General features: G+C 70.2%; 17 protein-coding genes and 2 pseudogenes. 8 read left to right on the forward strand and 11 right to left on the reverse strand.

Annotated elements, in window-relative coordinates; genetic code table 11:
• Nucleotides 1-378: 378 nt before the first annotated feature.
• On the reverse strand, nucleotides 379-753 hold the full coding sequence (locus tag ACIHEJ_RS39130) for a MerR family transcriptional regulator (RefSeq protein ID WP_365592447.1): 375 nt from the start codon (nucleotides 751-753) through the stop codon (nucleotides 379-381).
• Nucleotides 754-797: 44 nt separating this feature from the next.
• On the opposite strand from ACIHEJ_RS39130, the gene ACIHEJ_RS39135 reads away from it, so the two are divergent.
• Together ACIHEJ_RS39135 and ACIHEJ_RS39140 are read left to right on the forward strand one after the other, a co-directional pair.
• The gene (locus tag ACIHEJ_RS39135) at nucleotides 798-1,691 is read left to right on the forward strand and encodes an NAD(P)H-binding protein (RefSeq protein WP_400142621.1); all 894 of its coding nucleotides are present in this window, start codon (nucleotides 798-800) and stop codon (nucleotides 1,689-1,691) included.
• A gap of 88 nt (nucleotides 1,692-1,779) precedes the next feature.
• Nucleotides 1,780-2,776 (forward strand): annotated as a pseudogene (locus ACIHEJ_RS39140) (IS481 family transposase).
• Nucleotides 2,777-2,845: 69 nt separating this feature from the next.
• Here the strand turns inward: ACIHEJ_RS39140 and ACIHEJ_RS39145 are convergent.
• Complete coding sequence (locus tag ACIHEJ_RS39145; RefSeq protein ID WP_400142622.1) at nucleotides 2,846-3,361, reverse strand: GNAT family N-acetyltransferase; 516 nt, start codon at nucleotides 3,359-3,361, stop codon at nucleotides 2,846-2,848.
• Between the two features lie 319 nt (nucleotides 3,362-3,680).
• Between ACIHEJ_RS39145 and ACIHEJ_RS39150 the strand changes: the two genes are divergently transcribed.
• The 3 genes from ACIHEJ_RS39150 (at nucleotide 3,681) to ACIHEJ_RS39160 (ending at nucleotide 4,723) form a co-directional block, all read left to right on the forward strand.
• On the forward strand, nucleotides 3,681-3,977 hold the full coding sequence (locus tag ACIHEJ_RS39150) for a hypothetical protein (RefSeq protein ID WP_400142623.1): 297 nt from the start codon (nucleotides 3,681-3,683) through the stop codon (nucleotides 3,975-3,977).
• Between the two features lie 126 nt (nucleotides 3,978-4,103).
• The gene (locus ACIHEJ_RS39155) at nucleotides 4,104-4,583 is read left to right on the forward strand and encodes a hypothetical protein (protein ID WP_400142624.1); all 480 of its coding nucleotides are present in this window, start codon (nucleotides 4,104-4,106) and stop codon (nucleotides 4,581-4,583) included.
• An 8-nt stretch (nucleotides 4,584-4,591) separates the two neighbouring features.
• Complete coding sequence (locus tag ACIHEJ_RS39160) at nucleotides 4,592-4,723, forward strand: hypothetical protein (protein ID WP_400142625.1); 132 nt, start codon at nucleotides 4,592-4,594, stop codon at nucleotides 4,721-4,723.
• A gap of 25 nt (nucleotides 4,724-4,748) precedes the next feature.
• Here ACIHEJ_RS39160 and ACIHEJ_RS39165 read toward each other — a convergent pair whose 3' ends face one another.
• Nucleotides 4,749-5,123, reverse strand: a complete 375-nt coding sequence (locus tag ACIHEJ_RS39165; protein WP_400142626.1) for a hypothetical protein — start codon at nucleotides 5,121-5,123, stop codon at nucleotides 4,749-4,751.
• A 712-nt stretch (nucleotides 5,124-5,835) separates the two neighbouring features.
• Here ACIHEJ_RS39165 and ACIHEJ_RS39170 point away from each other — a divergent pair.
• A pseudogene (locus tag ACIHEJ_RS39170) lies at nucleotides 5,836-6,115 on the forward strand (alpha/beta hydrolase); the annotation flags it as partial.
• 511 nt (nucleotides 6,116-6,626) lie between these two features.
• Here ACIHEJ_RS39170 and ACIHEJ_RS39175 read toward each other — a convergent pair.
• Entirely contained in the window at nucleotides 6,627-7,322 is a 696-nt protein-coding gene (locus tag ACIHEJ_RS39175) for a glycerophosphodiester phosphodiesterase (RefSeq protein WP_400142627.1), read from the reverse strand.
• Between the two features lie 126 nt (nucleotides 7,323-7,448).
• Between ACIHEJ_RS39175 and ACIHEJ_RS39180 the strand changes: the two genes are divergently transcribed.
• On the forward strand, nucleotides 7,449-8,153 hold the full coding sequence (locus ACIHEJ_RS39180) for a hypothetical protein (RefSeq protein ID WP_400142628.1): 705 nt from the start codon (nucleotides 7,449-7,451) through the stop codon (nucleotides 8,151-8,153).
• On the opposite strand, the gene ACIHEJ_RS39185 is transcribed toward ACIHEJ_RS39180, so the two are convergent.
• Nucleotides 8,063-8,818 (reverse strand): AAA family ATPase, encoded by a 756-nt coding sequence (locus tag ACIHEJ_RS39185; protein ID WP_400142629.1) that lies wholly within the window; start codon nucleotides 8,816-8,818, stop codon nucleotides 8,063-8,065. The two genes, ACIHEJ_RS39180 and ACIHEJ_RS39185, sit on opposite strands and share 91 nt — an antisense overlap.
• Before the next feature lie 184 nt (nucleotides 8,819-9,002).
• Between ACIHEJ_RS39185 and ACIHEJ_RS39190 the strand changes: the two genes are divergently transcribed.
• On the forward strand, nucleotides 9,003-9,854 hold the full coding sequence (locus tag ACIHEJ_RS39190; protein ID WP_400142630.1) for a class I SAM-dependent methyltransferase: 852 nt from the start codon (nucleotides 9,003-9,005) through the stop codon (nucleotides 9,852-9,854).
• 493 nt (nucleotides 9,855-10,347) lie between these two features.
• Here ACIHEJ_RS39190 and ACIHEJ_RS39195 read toward each other — a convergent pair whose 3' ends face one another.
• The 6 genes from ACIHEJ_RS39195 to ACIHEJ_RS39220 form a co-directional block, all read right to left on the reverse strand.
• Nucleotides 10,348-11,553 (reverse strand): cytochrome P450, encoded by a 1,206-nt coding sequence (locus ACIHEJ_RS39195; RefSeq protein WP_400142631.1) that lies wholly within the window; start codon nucleotides 11,551-11,553, stop codon nucleotides 10,348-10,350.
• 815 nt (nucleotides 11,554-12,368) lie between these two features.
• On the reverse strand, nucleotides 12,369-13,028 hold the full coding sequence (locus tag ACIHEJ_RS39200; RefSeq protein ID WP_400142632.1) for a DUF5825 family protein: 660 nt from the start codon (nucleotides 13,026-13,028) through the stop codon (nucleotides 12,369-12,371).
• A gap of 73 nt (nucleotides 13,029-13,101) precedes the next feature.
• A complete protein-coding gene (locus tag ACIHEJ_RS39205) occupies nucleotides 13,102-15,057 on the reverse strand; it encodes a RiPP maturation radical SAM C-methyltransferase (RefSeq protein WP_400142633.1) in 1,956 nt (651 codons plus the stop codon).
• Nucleotides 15,058-15,147: 90 nt separating this feature from the next.
• Nucleotides 15,148-15,273, reverse strand: a complete 126-nt coding sequence (locus tag ACIHEJ_RS39210) for a hypothetical protein (protein ID WP_362156174.1) — start codon at nucleotides 15,271-15,273, stop codon at nucleotides 15,148-15,150.
• A gap of 57 nt (nucleotides 15,274-15,330) precedes the next feature.
• On the reverse strand, nucleotides 15,331-17,130 hold the full coding sequence (locus tag ACIHEJ_RS39215; protein WP_400142634.1) for an alpha/beta fold hydrolase: 1,800 nt from the start codon (nucleotides 17,128-17,130) through the stop codon (nucleotides 15,331-15,333).
• The gene (locus ACIHEJ_RS39220) at nucleotides 17,127-18,518 is read right to left on the reverse strand and encodes an MFS transporter (RefSeq protein WP_400142635.1); all 1,392 of its coding nucleotides are present in this window, start codon (nucleotides 18,516-18,518) and stop codon (nucleotides 17,127-17,129) included. Before ACIHEJ_RS39220 ends, ACIHEJ_RS39215 begins: the two co-directional genes overlap by 4 nt.
• Nucleotides 18,519-18,629 lie beyond the last annotated feature (111 nt).

Consider the following 18,629-nt stretch of genomic DNA (forward strand, 5'->3'; position numbering starts at 1 on the left):
AGCGTCACCGACCCGGTGGCCAACATCACCGCCGCCGCCAACTACGCCGCACACCGCTACGGCTCCATCGACAACGTCAACTCCGCCTACTGACGTAAACCTTAGGGCCGGGGGCCGACCGCGGTGACCGACCCATAGCCGGGCCGGCACCCAAGGCAGCACCGGTCGGCCTTTCATGTCCGGTGCGCGGGCCTCCCGCCCGGCCCGCCCGGCCTGCCACTGCCCCTGCAGCCGGTCCTGCTCCTCTTCACCTTCTGTGGCGGTGGATGAGACCTTCCGGATGATCTAGGTGTCGCGGGCCAAGACGTTGATGTCAGCGGTCACTTGCTACTGATCAAGGGCTACGGTCGTCGACCGCGAATTCCTCACATCGGATGATCAAGGGTCGCGGACGAATGTCGCGCAGTCCGCGCACTCCTCGAGGTACCGATGGCGACACTCGACGGTGTGCCGGAGGAAGGTGATCGCTTGCTGTCTGCTGCGGACCTCACTTTCGAGCGCAGCGATCTTCGCGCGCACGACCTCCTGCGCTGCGGACTTCTTCGGGGACATCGCGGCGGTGACCTCCGGCAACGAGAGCCCGACTTGTCGCAGTTTCAGCACGGTTCGTGCCTGCTCCAGGACGTCGTGGTCGTAGAGGCGGTAACCGTTCGCGTCCCGGCGCACCGTGAGTGCTCCGACGTGCTCCCAGTGCCGTAGGACATGGGCCTCGACTCCAAGCTGCGCGGCCGCCTCGCCGATCGTTATCGCCATTCACCCTTGCCTTGATGTCGACCTGAACCTTTAGCGTCCCCAGCATGCCTGACAGTTCTCCCACCCCGCCTACTCCTGCTTGTTCCCGATCGATCCTGGTCACCGGAGCGACGGGCAACCTCGGCCGTGAGCTCCTCGCCCGGCTGCAAGCGCGCGCAGCAGCTGTGCGGTGCCTCGACCGTCGCCGTGTTGGCCCGCGACCCGGCATCGAGTCGGTGCGCGGTGACCTGACCGACGCCGACTCCGTCCGTGCGGCGCTCGACGACATCGACACCGTCTTCCTCATATGGCCGCTGCTTGACTCCGCCCCCGCCGAGCCTCTGATCGCAGAACTCGCCGCAGCAGCGCCGCGCGTCGTCTACCTCTCCTCGACTGCGATCGATGACGCCTCTTCTCGCCAAAGCGACCCGATTGTGCAGGTACACGCGGACATGGAACGCCGGCTCCGTGATGCCGGCCTGCATCCCACCGTGCTGCGCAGCGACACGCTGGCGTCCAACACTCGGGGCTGGGCCGCACAGCTGCGCGCAGGCGACGTGGTCAGAGGTCCGGACATAGCGCGCACAGCAGTCGTGGACGAGGGTGATGTCGCGGCCGCGGCCGCGGAGGTGCTCCTTCGACGCCAGGACGATTCGGATCGCACCCCCTACCTGCTGACCGGGCCCGAGCCGCTCAGCAGGGCCGACCAGGTCGGAATCCTCGGTGCCGCACTCGGACGAAACTTGCGCTTCGAGCCGGCCCCCGCGGATATCGCGCGCGCACGAATGCTCGCGGACGGCCGTCCCGAGCGGCTGGTCGATGCCCTCATCACGGCGTCGACGCGGCGACCGGAATCACGCCTTGTCACCGATGATGTCGAGCGCCTGACCGGCGTGCCGGCCCGCCCCTTCGCGCAGTGGGCCATCGACCACAGCACCGAGTTCGGCCAGCAGCCGTGACCACACACATCAGTCAGCCTCTGACCGGTGTGATGACCGCCGAAGATCGCTTCCCCGCCAACTTCGTAGCCGCCACGGGAAACTGCCCATGAGGCACGCCAATGCTCCACTGACCGTCGAAGGTCGACGCCGACTTGTCGAGCGCTGCCGGACTCGTCCAATAGCGCACGTCGCCGCCGAGATGGGGATCTCCCGCGCCTGTGCATCGAAGTGGGTCAACCGCTACCGCCGCTACGGGGAAATCGGCCTGCTCGACCGTTCTTCGACACCACACAGCCAACCCGCCGCGACAGACACCAGGGTCGTGGCCCGAATCGCAGACCTCCGGCGCAGCCAGAAGTGGTCAGCGTCGCGGATCGCGTTCGAACTCCAAGCTCAGGGCATCACTGTCGGCCGCCGCACAGTGACCCGGCACCCGGCGAGGCTCGGGCTCAACCATCGCAAGTTCATCGACCCGAACGTCGAACAGAACCGGGAGCCCCGCAGGATCAGCGCCAGGTGGCCAGGCCACATGGTCCACGTCGATGTGAAGAAGGTCGGCCGGATCCCCGACGGCGGAGGTTGGCGTGTCCACGGCCGTGGGAGCGAGCGGGCCAAGAACGCCGACCGGCTGAAGAAGAAGAGCAAACGCGGTGGCTACGTGTATCTCCACTCCGCAGTCGACGGGTTCAGTCGGCTCGCATACACCGAAGCGTTGCCCGATGAGAAGGCCGTCACCGCGATCGCGTTCATGCACCGTGCCCGCGCACGGTTCGCCGCCCACGGCATTACCCACATCGAGCGGATCGTCACAGACAACGGAGCGTGCTACCGCGCCGACGCATTTGCCCGAGCACCACTCGGGTCACGCCACCAGCACGCCCTACACGCCGCGGCACAACGGCAAGGTGGAGCGCTACAACCGGATCTTGGCAGAGGAGTTCCTTTACGCCCGCGAATGGGACTCCGAAGACGAACGAGCAACCGCCCTCGGCGTGTGGAACATCCACTACAACTACCACCGGCCTCACGGCACCGCTGACGGCCAGCCACCAGCGTCACGACTCCAAAGCGGTGTCACCAACGTGCTGGCCTCCTACATCTAGGCGCCCCTCAATAGAATTCACCAGCACTGCAGCCGGCCTGGAGCCGGGCCCGGGGTTGCGCACAGGCGTTCAGTCAAGGGTGCGGCGGTAGCGCAACTTGCTCAGAGATGCTCCACCGGTGGTGTCCTCCACGACTGCGCCGTCCGCGCGCCAGCCGGCTGCTTCGTAGAAGCGCCGGGCTCGTTCATTGTCTTCCAGGACCCACAAGGTGGCTTGCGCGTAGTCGGCCTGTTCGAGAGTCGCCATCGTGGCCTGCATCAACTGCTTTCCGATCCCAGCGCCCCAGACTTCGGGTACCGCGTAGAGCGTGCCGATCTCCGCGATGGCAGGGGCCACCTCAGACGGACCGAAACCTGCCAATCCGACGATGCCCGCCTCGGTCTCGGCCACCAGCACTCCCGACGACGGCCACCGTGCTTCCGTGATGCGTGCCTTCCACTCGGGCTCTTCTCGACCCGGGGTCATGGCGTCGAGGTAGTGCTGGGGAACAAGACCGGAAAACGCCGCCTGCCAGGAACGCACGTAGACAGCAGCAACCGCTGCTGCGTCATCAGGCCATGCCTGCCGAGTCTGCATGGCCGTCATTCTTCAAGTCTCCGCAAGGCGGGCCAAGTTCTTTTCCCAGTCCGGCAATGGGTATCCGCCGGGGCTCAGGTGGTCTCACAGGATGTCGCACAGTGCTGCCGACGCAAAGACTCGGCTCAACGGCTCGGAAACAGGGCCGGGAGTCTGAACATCAGGAGAGCCTTGGTGCTCGCTCGCCCAGGCAGGAACGCATGCCCTCCTCGGCCCGTCCTCCTCTCGGGACCAGGACGATCATGCCGGTCCCTCTGTGACCACGCCTCGTGTCGACGACCGCGGTCGCACCGCACCGCAAGCCGCCGCAAGACGAGGAGAATCGACCATGGCCACCGACAAGCACAATCAGGCTGACGGCCCCCACCCCCAGGCGCCGTGGTGGTGGGGGATCGGCCCGGTGAGTGCCCTGGCCCTTGTCCTTGTCGGGGTCGCCTTGGCGCTGTGGGCATTCTTCGGTCCGTCCGAGGCCGCGGATCACCCGATGATGGGCTACCAGGCGAGCAAGGCCATCGCCATCGGTCTTGTCGTGCTCGGCAGCGCCCTGTTGGAACGCCTGCGCAGCCGCACGTCGGCCACAGACCAGACGAACGACCAGGACAACGGTCAGGGCCGGCGTCGTTGAAGGCGTCATCGCGCGCGCCCACCAGTTGGCTACTGCCCGCTACTGCACCACTTGGTGACGAACCGTTCGACGACACTGGCGTGCTCGCACAGGACTGCTTTCTCACCGCTTCAGTAGGCTGACCGGATGACTGATCACGGCATCGAACTTCCGGCTTTTCGTCTGCACGTGGTGCCGGCGGTTCTCGCCCTGGCCAGTCCTGCTCGGCAGCGCGATGTGTGGCTGCAGCCGGAGGAGTTCGAGGACTTGGACTACGTGGTCCATGTCCTGTTCGATGACTTCTGCAATGCTGACGACCCCGCTCCGTGGCTGGGCAAGAGTCTGCGGACCGAGCAAGAAGTGGAGCTCATGAAGGAGCTGGGCACGGTCTACTCGGCAGTGCAGGAGTCCGTGGGCCGCCGCGCCCCGGACCAGGCCTATCTCGATGCTCCGGGGTGGGGCAACGTGATCACCGTCGCTGCCGAACTGGCTCAGGTGATGGTGAGCAACGACCTTCAAGCTGCTCACAGCCCTGAGGGCGGCGTGCATTGGCCCGGGCCCCAGCCTCCGGCGGCACGACGCGGCGGCGGTGGTTCCGTTCAACTGACGAGCAAATCCACGCGATGAACCGTCTGGTGAGTGACGAGACGAGCTGGTACCAGATCGTCGTCCCGGTAGGACCCGAGCGTGAACTCTCCGCCATCCACCGCAGGTACGTGCGCAACGCGGACCGTCTGGCCGACGCACTACTTGATCCCGAAGTGTAGAGCGGCGTCATTCCGATCCGAGTCCTCAGGGGCCGAGGGGGCTCCAGTCGAACCATCCACGAGAGGTGTCGTAGACCGTCGTGGGCTCGTCGCAGGTCTGAGATGCCGAAATCTGGGCGGCGACGGCATCCGCGCGCGCCGCGTACCCGTCCGCCGAAATCACCAGGACCACAACCGCAGACAGGGCGAGGACCGGAAAGATCCGCCAGCGGCGTACCCGCGAGAGGACCAGCGCCGCCACGGACAGCACCAGTCCCGCCAGTAGAAGCCACCGGCTCGTACCCGTCTCGCGGTCGAGCCTTTCCGAGAGCCCGACAACGTCATCGCACAAGACATACGTCTGCGGGCCGCCCGTCACCGACAGGAAGCGCTCCAACAAGGCCGCCAGCACGACGAACATCCCCAGAACGGGGAGAAGACTCGGATCCTGGCGCGGCTTGGCTCTCATCTCGTACGCAAACCCTCTCATACCGACTCAGCGGACTCCCGCGCGACGTATGACTCGGGCACGTCGAGCTCGCACGGGTCATCACGCGGCCCGCGCCGACGTGGTTCCAGCACTTTGCAGCACGGGTACGGCTCCGCCCGCACCCGAACGACTCGCAGCGGTCGGCGGTGGCGACCAGGCGATGAGGTCGCCGACCAGGACGGGCGCGCCTGGCGGTTCGACGCAGCCTGGGACTGGCACCCTTTCGACGAAGCGCAGCCCAGCACCCCGGCCTGGCCACTTGCGCTGCTCTCCCGCAACGGCGAGCCCACACCCGAGGAGGCCGCCGCGATCGCCCGGGCGACCGCGGCGGGCAGCCATGTCGAGGAACTGCACCGGTGGACCGAACTCACTCTCGCCGGGCCGGCCACCAGTAACCTTGCCGAGACCGGACAAGATCGGGTGGTAAGGAGCCGCCAGCACGATCTCGGGGTTCCAGTCAGCCAGGCGATCCGCAACGGTGATCATCGTGGACCCGCGGGACGGGCTCGGCGTGAGCGGCGTAGGGAACGGCCGCCGGTTCCACCTTCACGGACCGTTCGTTGACGACGTCGGCGTCCGCCTGTTCGGATATGCCCCGGACTCTCCTGCATGGAGCCGGCCCCAGCGCCCGGACGGACTCCGTCGCGCTGCCAGCGCCGGACCGCGCATCGCGGCCGCCGGTTTCTTCGCCGGGGGTTTCGTGCCCCGCGCCCAGCGCGAGGAGGCCCGGCAGGTCACCATTCCGCTGCAGTTCCTGCTGCAGTGGGACGACGAAGGGAACGACCGGCAGCTGGACCCTGGACCTGTTCGACGCCTTCGCCACCAAGGAGAAGACGCTGCACGCCAACATGGGCGGGCACGCCGGCACCCCGTGGTTCGAGGTGGACGACGGGAACCGGTTCTTCGCCCGGCACCTGAAGTGAGACCGGGCCGTCAGGCCCCCAGCAGACGGTAGGCGGTGTGGTCGTACGCCTCGTGCACGGCGAGTCCGGGACCGAGCCTCCCACGGCTTCCCGCTGCCAGGATGCCGCTCATCGAGGACAGGCCCCGCCCCCTGGATGGCGGCCGCCAGCAGACGCACAACCGCCCCGATCGCAGCGGTACCGGCCATCGCTGGTACCGCTGCGATCGGGCGCGGCGCTCGGTCGTCGTGGTTGTCGCGTACCGATGACCAATCGACTCCGTGGAGATGCAGCAGGGACTCGTACACGGGCAACGCCGGCGCGCCGGAGAGGCTCGAGCGCGTGCGGTGGACAGGAACGCGGTCGTACGAGGCCTGCTCCGTCGGGTGGTAAGGCGTCGCTCAAGTGCGGCAGAGGGCCGGGACACGCGCGGGGAAAGCGGTGCCCCCTTGCGCCGTGCCGACTCCGCGGCCACGGCGGTCACGCTCTTGTCCGACCGCACAGGCCGTCGGTTCGGTCCCGCACCCCTGGATCAGGCCGTGGCCTCGACCAGCCGCTTCATGTCCGGCTGGTCGGTCACGCAGCCCACCAGGCCCAGCATCCGGGCCAGCGCCAGGTCGCGCTCGTCATTGACGGTCCAGGCCATCACGTCGATGCCGGCGGCGCCGCACTTCTCCACGATGGCCCGGTTCAGCTGACGCAGCTCCACGCTGACCAAGGTGGCACCGACCTTCTGGGCGCGGCCTACGAAGGTGTCGTGATGCGCGCTGGGGCCCGCCACCAGCACGGTGGGAACGTGCGGCAGCAGATTGTGGATCTCGATCAGCGCCACGTCGTGGAACGACAGCACCGAGACCCGGCTCAGCAGGTCCCGGTCGGTGAGCACCTCGGCCAGCGACCGGGCGGCGGCCACGTCCTTGATCTCCGCCTGGATCGGCAGCGTCGGCCCGACGGCGTCCAGGACCTCTCCGAACGTGGGGATGCGCTCGCCGAGGCCGGCGTCGAGCTTCTTGAGCGTCCGCAGCTCCTGGTCGGCGATGGGACCGGAACCGTCCGTCGTGCGGTCCAGGGTCTCGTCGTGCATGACGACCAGCTCGCCGTCCTTGCTCAGGTGCAAGTCCAGTTCGATGCCGTCCAGCCCCTCGCTTTCGGCCCGCAGGAAGGAGCGCAGGGTGTTCTCCGGCTCGGCGGCCATGACGCCGCGGTGGCCGATGGTGAAGAAGGACACTCGGTTGCACTCCTTGAGTGTGGTGGTGCGGGACCGCCGCGGGCGGCGGGCGACCGCCCGTCGCAGCGTCCAAGCCTAGTCCGGCTGCGCTCCGGTCCCCAGGATGCGCATGAGAAGAAGGCCGTCATGCACCTCACGGGATGGCGAGGCTACGAGCGCAAGGTGTTCTGTCCGGCCCTCGAGGCGAGCTCCGACTACCCCACGGTCGACTACGGAGCCGTCGACGACGGGGGCTTGAAGGAGGAGTACAAGAGGCTGGGCCTGGAGAAGCAGTCCCAGTACATCGCTGAGGCCTTTGCGGCTTGGTGGAAGAGGGACGAGACGGCGACCATCCAGGTCTACGACCGTCGTGGCGAGTACGCCGCCGGCACATCCTGCATCCAGCCTGACACCGTGAAGCACGAGGGAGCCTGCCCGCTCCTTGTCTGCCAGAGCGTCGGCCTGCAGGCGCCGGCCGAGGGCCCGGCCGTGGACTGCGAGCCGGGTGAGGAAGGCGTCGGCCTGGGTGATGTGCCGGCGGACATCGGCGGTGTGCGAACGTCTCAGCGGTCCGGCGACGGCCTTCGCCCGAGGACGCCGCAGGTCGATGCCGGGTGGCGAACCGGTGCAGGAGCCGTGGGTCATGCTGCCCATGCCGAGCGGAAGCGGTACTCGCCTGCTGCATCTCTTCGCCAAGGGGCGTCGCGCGAGCATGTCGCGTCCTGGATGTCCGGGCGGAGAGCGCCGTCGAACGGTCTGGTCTATGCCTCCTCGGCGAACATCCGGTCCAGGAAGCGGCCCGGGTGGTTGACGAACGCGCGGGTCAAAGCGACGGGCTCGGCCTGCTCATAGTGCACCTGCTCGATGGTGCCGTCGCTTTCGATCTGCAGGATGCGTGCGCCGGGCATGGCCAGCAGGATCGGCGAATGCGTGGCCACCACGAACTGACACCCTTGTTCGAGGAGTTCTCGGATGTGGACCATCATCGCCAGGCATCCCTGCACCGACAGGGCTGCCTCCGGCTCGTCCAGCACGTAGAGACCGTTCGGGCCGAAACGGTGCTGCACCAGGTCGAGGAACGACTGGCCGTGGGAGCGCTCGTGCAGGGACCGGCCGCCGTAGGCGTGCAGCAGTTCCCCCGAGCCTTCGTCCAGCCGCTCGATCTCGGTGGCCACGTTGTAGAAACTCTCCGCGCGCAGGAAGAAGCCGTTGCGAGGTCTACGGTTCCAGCACACAGTCAGGTGATCACCCAGATCGGACTCGTCGGCCCGGCTGGCGAACCGGAAGGACCGGGAACCTCCCTCGGCGTTGAACCCGGCGGCCGTGGCCAGCGCCTCGATCAAGGTGGACTTGCCCGAGCCGTTGTCACCGACCAGGAACGTCACCGCCGGGTCCAGATCGAGCCTGTCCATTCCGGCAAGGCGGGTGACGACCGGCAGGCTGAAGGGGTATCGGTCGGTCGCCACGCGCGAATCGAGCGCGATATAGCGGACAAATCCCCGGTCACGGCGGGTCATCGGGTCCCCGTCCTCGTCCAGTCCGAGGCAGCAGGGTCTGTCGAAGTCATGCCCTGACCATAGATCCAGGCACTGACAGCCTGCGGACTACGGCAGCATCCCGACGCCGCCTCGGCAGGAGACCCGCGCAGGAGGCCGGCTCCGCTCGTCCGGCCCCTTGGAACCGATCACCTAGGCTGGAGCGGTGACTGATGAGCAGGAGCAAGTGCAGCCGTCGGGAGTGTGGGCCACGGCGGTGGGGGTGGCCAGGGTGCGGGCGCTGGAGACCGAGCGGGAGAACGCGCTGTTCCGCGACCCGTTGGCACAGGCCTTCGCCACCGCCGGCGGCCTGTGGCCCTCCTCGCCGCCGCTGCCCGACGACGAGGCCGCGCGACGCCGCCGGCTGGCCGTGTCGTTCTCCATCGTCATCAGGACGAAGTTCCTCGACGACCTGTTGCAGCAGGCCTCCGCGGCCGGGGTCCGGCAGGTCGTGCTGCTCGGCGCCGGCATGGACAGCCGGGCCTTTCGGATGGACTGGCCCGAGGGCACCCGGCTGTTCGAGGTCGACACCGCCGTCCCACTGGACTTCAAGGAATCGGTGCTGCGTCAGGAGCGGGCCGTCGCACGCTGCGAGCGGATCACCGTCGCGGTGGATCTGCGTGAGGACTGGCCAGGCGCGCTGGTTGCCGCAGGGCACGACCCGGCTGAGCCGACCGCGTGGATCGCCGAAGGACTGCTGATCTATCTGCCCGAGGACGCGGTCGAGCTGCTGCTGGCCCGGATCAGCGCGCAGTCGGCGGCAGGCAGTCGGATGGGGCTGACATTGGGCTCGCGCGGCGTGATCGAGCGCTTCGGTGCGGACGCCGAGCCGGGATCGGCGGCGTCCATGTGGGTCTCGGAGATGCCCGACGACCCGGTGGGCTGGCTGGCCGGGCACGGCTGGGAGGCCGAAAGTCACACTTTGCGTGAGCGCGCTGCCGCCTACGGCCGCCCGATCAGCACCCCGCCGCAGCGCGAGGAGCGGCCCGGTGGACTGATCTCTGCGGTCCGCCGGTAGAGCGCCTCCCGGTTCCCTGGATGATCGATCCCAAGGGGGCCTGGTGAGTGGAGCCAGGGTCATGCGCGGCCAGCCAGTCCTGCGCACACTGACCGCCTACGACCAGATCGGTCGAGGTGATGGACAGGGTCGTCCGGGCCGAGGCCTGTACGACGCAGGGCGGGCGGCCTGTCCGGGTGCGGGTGCCGGCCGGGGCGAACACACGGCTCGTACCTGCGATCCGTGGCTGCTTGCGTCCCGCGCCGGCCCAGCCCTGAGGAACCTGCCGCGGCGGGTCGGCCGGTCACTGCTGGAGCCGACCGACATGGAGAGCCGTCCCCGTCTCGATGAGGACGGCGCACGTTTTGCACGTCTGCTCCAGGCAGACGGAGCCCCTGCCCGGTGACCAGGGGCTCCTCCGTTCTCGCAACACGAGCGCGGGAACGAGGGTGGCCGCCCTGCTCACGCGCCGGCCTTCCACCGGATTGAGCCGCAGTCATGACGAGGCCGGTGTCTACCAGCGCACCGGCAGCTCTCGCAGGCCCCGCATGAGACTGGTGCGCCACTGCGGTGTGCCGTCACCGTCGAAGGCCAGGCGGGGGAACCGATCCAGCAGGATGCGCAGGGCCAGAGTCGCCTCCAGGCGGGCCAGCGGGGCGCCCAGGCAGTGGTGCAGGCCGTGCCCAAAGGCGAGGTGGGCGCGGGTCGCGGCCGGGTCGCGGCGGATGTCGAACAGTTCGGGGGCGGGGAAGCGGGCGGGGTCGCGGTTCGCGGCGGCGATGGAGAGTACGACACGCGCGCCCGCCGGTATCCGGACGCCGCCTAGGGTGATCGGCTCGGCGGTGTAGCGGTAGGTGCCCGCCGGCACGGGCGACTCGAAGCGGAGCGTCTCCTCCACGGCGCCCTTCACCAACTCGGGGTCGGCACGGAGGGCGGCTAGTTGCCCGGAATGGCTGAGCAGCAGGTGGACGGCGTTGGCAATGAGGTTGACGGTGGTCTCGTGCCCTGCGACGAGCAGCAGGAAGGCCATGCCGAGCAGTTCCTCCGGGGTGAGCCGGTCGGCGCCGTCCCCGTCGTGGGTGCGGACCAGGGCGTGCAGCAAGTCACTCTCCGCCGCGTCCCGCAGCCGCCGTTTCTCCTCCGCCAGCCCCGCGAGGTACGCGGCCATCTCCTGGCTGGCGCGGGCGGACTGCTCGGCATCGTCGAGGGCGACGACCTTCGTGGACCACGCCCGGAAGGCAGCACGGTCCACCTCGGGCACACCGAGCAGTTCACAGATGATGGTGAGCGGCAGCGGATAGGCATATGCAGCCACGAGGTCGGCACGGCCGTCGGCGACCACGGCGTCCAAGAGCGCACTGGCCGCCTCCTGAACGCGGGGCCGCAGTGCTTGGACGCGGCGGGCGGTGAACTCACGGGCCACCAGCGTCCGCAGGCGGGTGTGATCGGGCGGATCGACCTGGAGCATGTTGCGGCCCACGGCGTACAGGCCGTCGTCCTCGAAGTCGGCGGAGTGCCGCACGTCATTGCGCAGCCTGGGGTCGACGAACGCGGCGCGCACTTCGTCGTGCCCGAGCACCAGCCACGACTCGTCCCCGGTGGGGAAACACACGTGGTGGACAGAGCCGCGGGAACGCAGCGCGGTGAAGGCGGAGTAGGGGTCGGCGGTGAAGTCGTCGGTCAGGTCGGAGAGGCGGACGGTGGGGTGCTGGGTGCGCATCGGCGGCTCCCGAACAGAAGTGGGGATGATTCCCCGTTTAGGCGTCAGGGGTGACCGTAGCACGAAGCGGGGAATGGTCCTCGTTTTGGACTGGGGCCTGGACGGTGTGGAGTGAGCCGACGCCACCTTCCGGCGGTCGGCCCCTCGCGTCCTTCCGAAGGTGGAGGGCCGCGTGCCCGTCGCCCGACCGCGCGCTGTCACGCGGCAGGGCGTCCAGTGGGTGATCAGAATGGGAATAGTGCTCCTGACCTGAAACGATGGGACTTGTCCAGGGTCCAAGTCGTCGCAAGGCGGCCCGTCGGTGCTGCCGTCCTGCGGTGGGGCCCAGTGCGGCGCCGATGGGGCCGAGCCGGTGGACGCCGGCCCAGTCCAGCGCACCCTGGCCGACGACAGGGGCGATGGAGGCCCCGACGTAGAGCGTCGCGGAGGGGAGGCCCGTCAGCATCGGGGCAGCCGCCGGCATCACGGATGCCGGTTACCAGGGTCCGGGTGCGCGGACCGGCGGGCGGCTCGCGACACCACCGCACCGCAAGTTCAAGAAGAACGCCCGGGACCGGTACGAGGAAATGCACGAGCGGCAACGCAAGGCCCACTCGTCACGCCGCCTCCGAGTCGACCACGGCATCGCGCAGTTGAAGAACCGCGGGCGCCGGCCCCCCCACCTCGGCCGCCGCGAGCGCATGAGCGACACCGTCCAAGCCATCGCCGGACGGCGGTCCCCCCAACAGACCATGGATCTGAGCTCGCACGGCAGATGTGACCACCGAGCCAGATCAAGGGCCTCGACGCCTCACCGTCAACCATGCACGGGCTCGTCAGACGGCCATCGCTTCCTGGAGCCATCGGGCGACGCGGTAGGGAAGCCACCACACGAGGTCGCCGGCCGTCAGGACGAGGTGCTCCGCGGTGAGTTCCTCCAGGATGTCCGCGGCGACGTCCGAGCGGTGGGCGCCCCGGTCGAGCCGGGCGACGGCTGCGGGATAGCGCGGGTCGTCCGCGGTGAAGCGACGCAGATCGCCCCAGCGCCGGTCGCGGATCTGCAGGAACCCCGGGCCCTTGCGCCACACGAGTTTGCAGAGGTAGTGGCGGGTCCGCCAGGCCCGCAGGGCGGTCTCGGGGTCGGTGAGGCCGCTGGCGGTACGGGGCGGCTGGAGGTGGGACAGGACCTTCCAGGTCTCATCGCCGTGGCTCGCGGGCAGGCGCAGGTCCCAGTCCACCTGGACGGCCCGTGCCGTCAGGTCGCGGACCAGGCAGAGTCGGTCGATCGCCGCCCGGGCGGCCACGGGCCCGGACGTGACGAGGTCCACTGGGCTGTCCAGTTCGGCTCGGCGCGCGCCCATGGACCACAGGCGCTCGGCGGCGCCGGGTTCCGGGGCGAGCGGGATGCGGCCGAGGGACATGCCCGGCAGTGTCCGGGCCTGGGCGTCGTGGTCACGCCAGGCCAGGACGGCCGGGGGCGGGGTGCTCGGGGGCATGGCGGCTCCTTGTGGTCGGCCGGGAGACGGTGCGGCGTCGGGGCGTGAGCGGCGTGTCGGTCTGCGGCGGGCGTCAGGGCAGCGCGGGAGCGGGGGCGGGTCGGGCCGTCGGTACGGGGTGCGTGGACGGTTCGGCGGCGGGACGGCCGTGCAGGTGGTTCATGTAGTCGAGGCGCAGCAGGTCCTGGTTGACGGCCGCGGGCGCGATGTGGACGTACTGCCCGACGTCCGTGAAGGTCACGCCCAGGACCGTCCACTCGTCCAGCAGGGCCTGCACGTCCCGCAGGGTGCGGTCGGCGAAAACGGGGTCGGCCGTCGCCTTGCGGTGCAGGGCGGTGGGGGAGTGGGGCTGGTCCAGGAGCCGGAAGAGCGTGACGCCGAACGGGTCGGTCAGGCGCATCGTCCGCCACTCGAACGACTGCCGCCGGCTGACCAGGACGATCTCGTCACCGAGGTCCGTGTGGGTGAGCCGGGCGTCGGTGTGGTGCTTCTTCCACGCCGCTATGGCGTCGTTCAGCCGGGTCACCGTGTCGTCGCCGATGCCGCGCTCCGGTGCCTGGAACACGTAGGCCATGTCGTGCAGTTCGGCCTCCGGCAGGTCGTACGTGAACAGGTAGTGCTCCTCCGGGCGCAGTCCGGTGAAGCCCAGTTCGGGCTGGTTGAAATAGGGGCTGAAGCGTTCGATGGCGATCCGGGCGGACAGGTCGACCGGCGGGTTCAGGTGTTCCAGCGCGGGCAGTTGGCGTATCACTGGGTCGTAGTCGGCGGCCGTCTCGCCGGGGAAGCCGTGCAGATAGTTCCAGGACACCGACAGTCCCGTCTCGGCCGCGTCCCGCAGCATGCGCACGTTCTGACAGCCGCTGACCCCCTTGTCCATGAGGTCGAGCACCCTGCTGTTCAGGCTCTCTATTCCGGGCTGGACGTAGATGAGCCCGGCGTCGGCGAGGGTCTGCAGCTGCGGGCGCCGCATGTTCGCCTTGATCTCGATGTGCATGCGCAGGTCGTATCCGCTGTCGATGATCCGGGGCAGCACCGTCGAGAGATAGCGCATGTCGAGGATGTTGTCGACGACGTACATGTCGAGCACCCGGTGGCGCTCGGCCAAGTCCATGATCTCCTGGTAGAAGGTCTCGGGGCTCTTGCTGCGGAACTGCATGAACGAGCCGTTCAGGCCGCAGAAGGTGCAGTGGTGCTTCTCTCCCCACCAGCAGCCGCGGGCGCCCTCGACGACCAGCTTCGGCTCCACCCAGTTGCGTGCCACGGAGGCGGCGAGGCGCTCGAAGTAGCCGCTGTAGTCGGGGGGCAGGATCGCGGCCGGGGGCAGCGGGCCGGTGGGCATCGGGTTGGCGACCGAGGTGCCGTCCTCGCGGTGGCACAGCCCCGGGACCCCGGCCAGCGCGTCGGGTCCCGATCCGTCGCGCAGCGTCTCCAGCAGCCGGGGGAAGGCGTCCTCGCCCTCACCGCGTACCACGAAGTCGACGAACGGGAAGTTACGGTGCACGGCGGCACCCTGTTCGGCGTCGCAGTTGGCGCCGCCCATGACCGTCACGATGCGCGGGTCCAGCCGCTTGATGTGCCGGGCCGCCGCCAGTGCGGCGGTGTTCTGCTGGAAGGTGGACGTCATGCCCACGACGTCGGGGGCGAGGTCCACCACGCGCCGCGCGATCAACTCCACGAACTCGGGGACGACGGCGTGCAGTTCACGGGTCATCCGCAGCCGTGAGGAGCGCAGCTTGCCGGACATCGACGCGGTGAACTCGTCGTCCATCCACCGCGGGTCGTCGTACAGGGCGCTGGAGAACACCCAGTCTCCGCAGCCGAGGAAGTAGGAGGACAGCGCGTAGTACTCGTAGTCCTCGGCCGAGAACTCGGTGCGCCCGGTGATCCAGTCGGTGAACTCGAGGTTGGCGTGCAGCACTTCGCACGTCGCGCCGTCGACCCGCTCGTCGACACTGCGCTTCAGGATGCCCAGCGCCAGCGAGGGCAGATCGATGGGTGACCACGGCATGTTGAGGAGGAGAACGCGCACGGACGGCTCCTTGGATACGCGCGAACGAAGGGGCGGCAGGGCGGGCGAGCCCGGCCGGCCCGCGAGCACGCGGACCGGCCGGACCGGGAGTCACTCCTCGTTGTCGTCGCCCTCGTCGGCGTTGCGGAACGGGACGGTGATGGTGATGCCGATGCCCGGCTTGCGGTTCTGCTCGTCGCCCGCGAGCGGGTCGTTGTGGATGATGTCCTTCTGCACGGTGCCTCTCCTTCTGTGAGTGGTGTGGTGCTGTGCACACCCGGTCCCGCTGTTGCCTCAGTGGGACCGGGGCCCTCCCGACGGTGTGGGAGGACGTTCAGGGGCGCGGGGCGCCGGTCGGGGCAACCGCGCGCGCAGGAAGGACAGCGAGCGGCGCAGGACCGCGACGTGCGCCGCGCCGTCGTAGCCGTCGTGACCGGTGTCGAGCCACATGGCCTCGTGCGGCACGCCCGCGTCGGTCAGGGCGTCGAGGTAGCCGCGGATCTGCCCGGGAGGGCATTTGGTGTCACGGGTCGCGCCGACGACGAGCAACGGCGCCGTGACCGAGGACGCGTAGGTGAGCGGCGAGGCGCGTGCGTAGCGTTCGGGCACCTCGTCCGGGGTGCCGCCGAACATCCGCACGTCCAGGGCCCGCAGCGCCGGTGTCGTCGCCCGGTGGGCGGCCGCCCAGTCGGCGACCGGTTTGACGGCGACACCCGCCTGCCACAGCCCGGGGCGCAGGCCGAGGGCGAGCAGCACCAGGTAGCCGCCCCAGGACACGCCCCACAACGCGGTGGCGTCACCGGCGATCAGCCCTTCACGTACGAGGTCGGCGCGCACCGCTTCCAGGTCCGCCACCTGGGTGTGTCCCACCCCGGCTGGGAAGGCGTTCCGCCAGCGCGGCCCGTAGCCGGTGGAGCCGCGGTAGTTGACGCGGACGACCGCGTAACCCGAGGCGACCAGTGAGTGCACCGTGGCGTCGTAGGCGTCCCGGTCGTGGTCGGCCGGACCGCCATGGACCAGGAACACCGCGGGCGGCGGCGCCGCGCCGCCCGGTTCGGGCAGGCTCAGCAGGGAGTGCACGCGTCCCGAGCCGGTGGGCGTCCAGCGGTCGGTGTGCCGGCCCGGGACGAGGACCGGGGGGCCGGCCGGGGGGAGGGCGATGCCGTCAGTGGCGCGCAGGAGAGGTGGACGGTCCGTGCTGGTCCACAGGTAGTCGACCGCTCCCGAGGCGCCCGGCGCCGCGTCCAGGACACTGCCCGCGGGTGTCGGTACCCGGTGGCGCCGCCGGGACCCGAGGTCCACGCGGTGCAGCAGCGAGCGGCCGTGGCGGTCCTGGCGTACCAGCACGTGCCGGCCGTCCGGGTACCAGCGGGCGCTGATCTCGGTGTCGAACGCGCACCAGTGCCGGGTGCGCAGGCCCTGCTCCGCCGTCCACGTGGCCAGGACATAGCGGTCGCCGAGATCACGGACCAGCAGCAGTTCGCGGTGCCCGGGCAGGGTGGAGAAGCCCTGGCACCACAGTCCGGGGCCGGGCAGGGTGGCCACGGTGCGGCCGTCAGGCGTGAGGACCGTGACGGCCACCGCGTCGTCGGCGGACGCGGCCAGCGCGATCAGTGCGCCGTCCGGGCTGATGCCGCCCAGCCGGCACGGCCGGTCCGTGCGCAGCACCTCGCGGGGGACCTGCCCCCGTCGGCCCATCAGCGCCACGGTCCGCTGTTCGGCGGCCACGACGGCGGCTACCGTGCCGTCCGCGGTCACGGCCAGCCCGCGGGCCTGCCCGGCCGGGGCCCCGGGCAGGCCGGGCAGCCGCGGCCCACCGTCGAAGTGCCGGAACCACCAGCGGCCTTCTTCCTCCCCAGCCCCGCCGCCGTTCCCGTCCTCGTCGAACCACCACACGTACCCGTCGGCGTCGATCGCGCGATGCGCGGTGCCCCCGCGGCTGTCCGTCACCTGCCGGGCCTGGCAGGTGACGGCGTCCCAGGTGAAGACCTCGCAGCGGCCGGCGGCGTCCGCGGTGAAGACCATGCGGCGCCGGTCCGTGGGGCACACGTCGGGCAGGGCGGCGACGAACACCTGGTAGGCGGGAGCGGTCATGACCGTCCTCCCGGGGCGGAGTCCGTTGCGGGGCCGATGCATTCGGGCCCGCCGTCGGCCCCGGCCGGGCGCAGCACCGTGACCGCGGAACGCTGGGTGTGCAGCGCCAGAACGGCGAGCAGGACAGCGCAGCCCAGGGCCGGGGCCCGATCGCCGCCCCGGTCCACCAGTGCGGCGGCGCACGCCGGCGCCACGGCGGCGGTCACCGCGGCACCGGCGCCCAGTACGGCTCCGGCCCGCGACTGCGCCTCCTGCGGTGCGGCGAGGACGGCCGCGGCACCGAGCACGACGGTGACCACGGGCAGCACGGCGCACAGTGCGGAGAAGCACACCGCCCACAACCATGGCTCCTGGGACACCGCCAGTGCGGCGCAGGGCGGCAGGAGCAGCCAGGTGGCCGCGGCCAGCGAGCGGTGCGCCCCCAGTCGCCGTACCACCAGGGGCGCCGCCATCGACCCGGCGAGTCCCGCGGCCCCGGAGGCCGCGAGCACCCCTCCGGTCACCACACTGCCCGAGCGGCCGCCGAGCACGAACACGGCGGTGTAGAAGAGCAGGGCGAGCGCCCCGCTCGCCGCGGACGACCACAGGAACACGAGCCGCAGCACGGGGGAGCGGACCACCGCGACCAGGCCGGCGCGCAGCGCCCCTGTGAACACCCGCCGCCGCGCGGCGGCGTCGACGGCGTGCTGCCCGGCCGCTCCGGCGGGCCGCGGCACGGTGGACGCCGGTGAGTCGAGGGGGCCGCGGATCGCCCGTACGCCCGCGGCCGCCACGGCGTAGGTGACCGCGTCGACGGCGAACGGCAGGAAGCGGCCCACGCCGAACAGGACACCGCCCAGCACGGGGCCCAGCACCAGCGCCGCCTGATCACCCGCCTGTACGCCGGCCACGGCCCGCGGCATGTCGTCCCGGGAGGCGAGCCGGTACAGCGCGCCGCGCGCGGCCGCCTCGTACGCCGTCGCGCACAGACGCTCGGTGAACGCCAGGCCCAGCAGGGCCCACAGCGGCGGATGCCGGAGGCAGCAGACGGCCAGCCCGGCCATCGCCAGCGCCGCCGCCACCGCCGACACGGTCATGACGGTGCGCCGATGTCCCCGGTCGGCCGGCACGGCGACCAGTGGCCCCAGCACCACGCCGGTGATCGCGGCAGCGCTGGCGAACGCGCCGGCCGTCCCAGGGCCTTGGCCCAGATCCAGGAGCAGGAGGGGGAGGACCAGCCCGGACGCCTGACTGCCGAGACCGTCGACGGCGTTGATCCACCACAGCACGGCCGTGTCGCGACGACTGCCGGTCGCGGGCCCGGCTTCCCGCCGGAACGGGACGGACACCGGCGCGGGCGACTCGCCGTCGGCGTGCCACGGGACACCTGACGTGTCGATGTCCCCCACCCCCTGACCGCCCGGCGCCCACCGCCGGCGGCGACCGGCGAGGCATGCGAAAGCACCTGGCGTCTCGGAAAAATCGATCGCCATGTGTGGAAAGTGTGTACGAAATGCGAA

This window comes from Streptomyces sp. NPDC052301, assembly GCF_044593395.1.
GTDB lineage: Bacteria > Actinomycetota > Actinomycetes > Streptomycetales > Streptomycetaceae > Streptomyces.

Coding starts and splice junctions, on each gene's coding strand:
- ACIHEJ_RS39130 (WP_365592447.1), bottom strand. CDS start 753: ATGGCGATAACGATCGGCGAGGCGGCCGCGCAGCTTGGAGTCGAGGCC.
- ACIHEJ_RS39135 (WP_400142621.1), top strand. CDS start 798: ATGCCTGACAGTTCTCCCACCCCGCCTACTCCTGCTTGTTCCCGATCG.
- ACIHEJ_RS39145 (WP_400142622.1), bottom strand. CDS start 3,361: ATGACGGCCATGCAGACTCGGCAGGCATGGCCTGATGACGCAGCAGCG.
- ACIHEJ_RS39150 (WP_400142623.1), top strand. CDS start 3,681: ATGGCCACCGACAAGCACAATCAGGCTGACGGCCCCCACCCCCAGGCG.
- ACIHEJ_RS39155 (WP_400142624.1), top strand. CDS start 4,104: ATGACTGATCACGGCATCGAACTTCCGGCTTTTCGTCTGCACGTGGTG.
- ACIHEJ_RS39165 (WP_400142626.1), bottom strand. CDS start 5,123: ATGTTCGTCGTGCTGGCGGCCTTGTTGGAGCGCTTCCTGTCGGTGACG.
- ACIHEJ_RS39180 (WP_400142628.1), top strand. CDS start 7,449: ATGCACCTCACGGGATGGCGAGGCTACGAGCGCAAGGTGTTCTGTCCG.
- ACIHEJ_RS39185 (WP_400142629.1), bottom strand. CDS start 8,818: ATGACCCGCCGTGACCGGGGATTTGTCCGCTATATCGCGCTCGATTCG.
- ACIHEJ_RS39195 (WP_400142631.1), bottom strand. CDS start 11,553: ATGCGCACCCAGCACCCCACCGTCCGCCTCTCCGACCTGACCGACGAC.
- ACIHEJ_RS39200 (WP_400142632.1), bottom strand. CDS start 13,028: ATGCCCCCGAGCACCCCGCCCCCGGCCGTCCTGGCCTGGCGTGACCAC.
- ACIHEJ_RS39215 (WP_400142634.1), bottom strand. CDS start 17,130: ATGACCGCTCCCGCCTACCAGGTGTTCGTCGCCGCCCTGCCCGACGTG.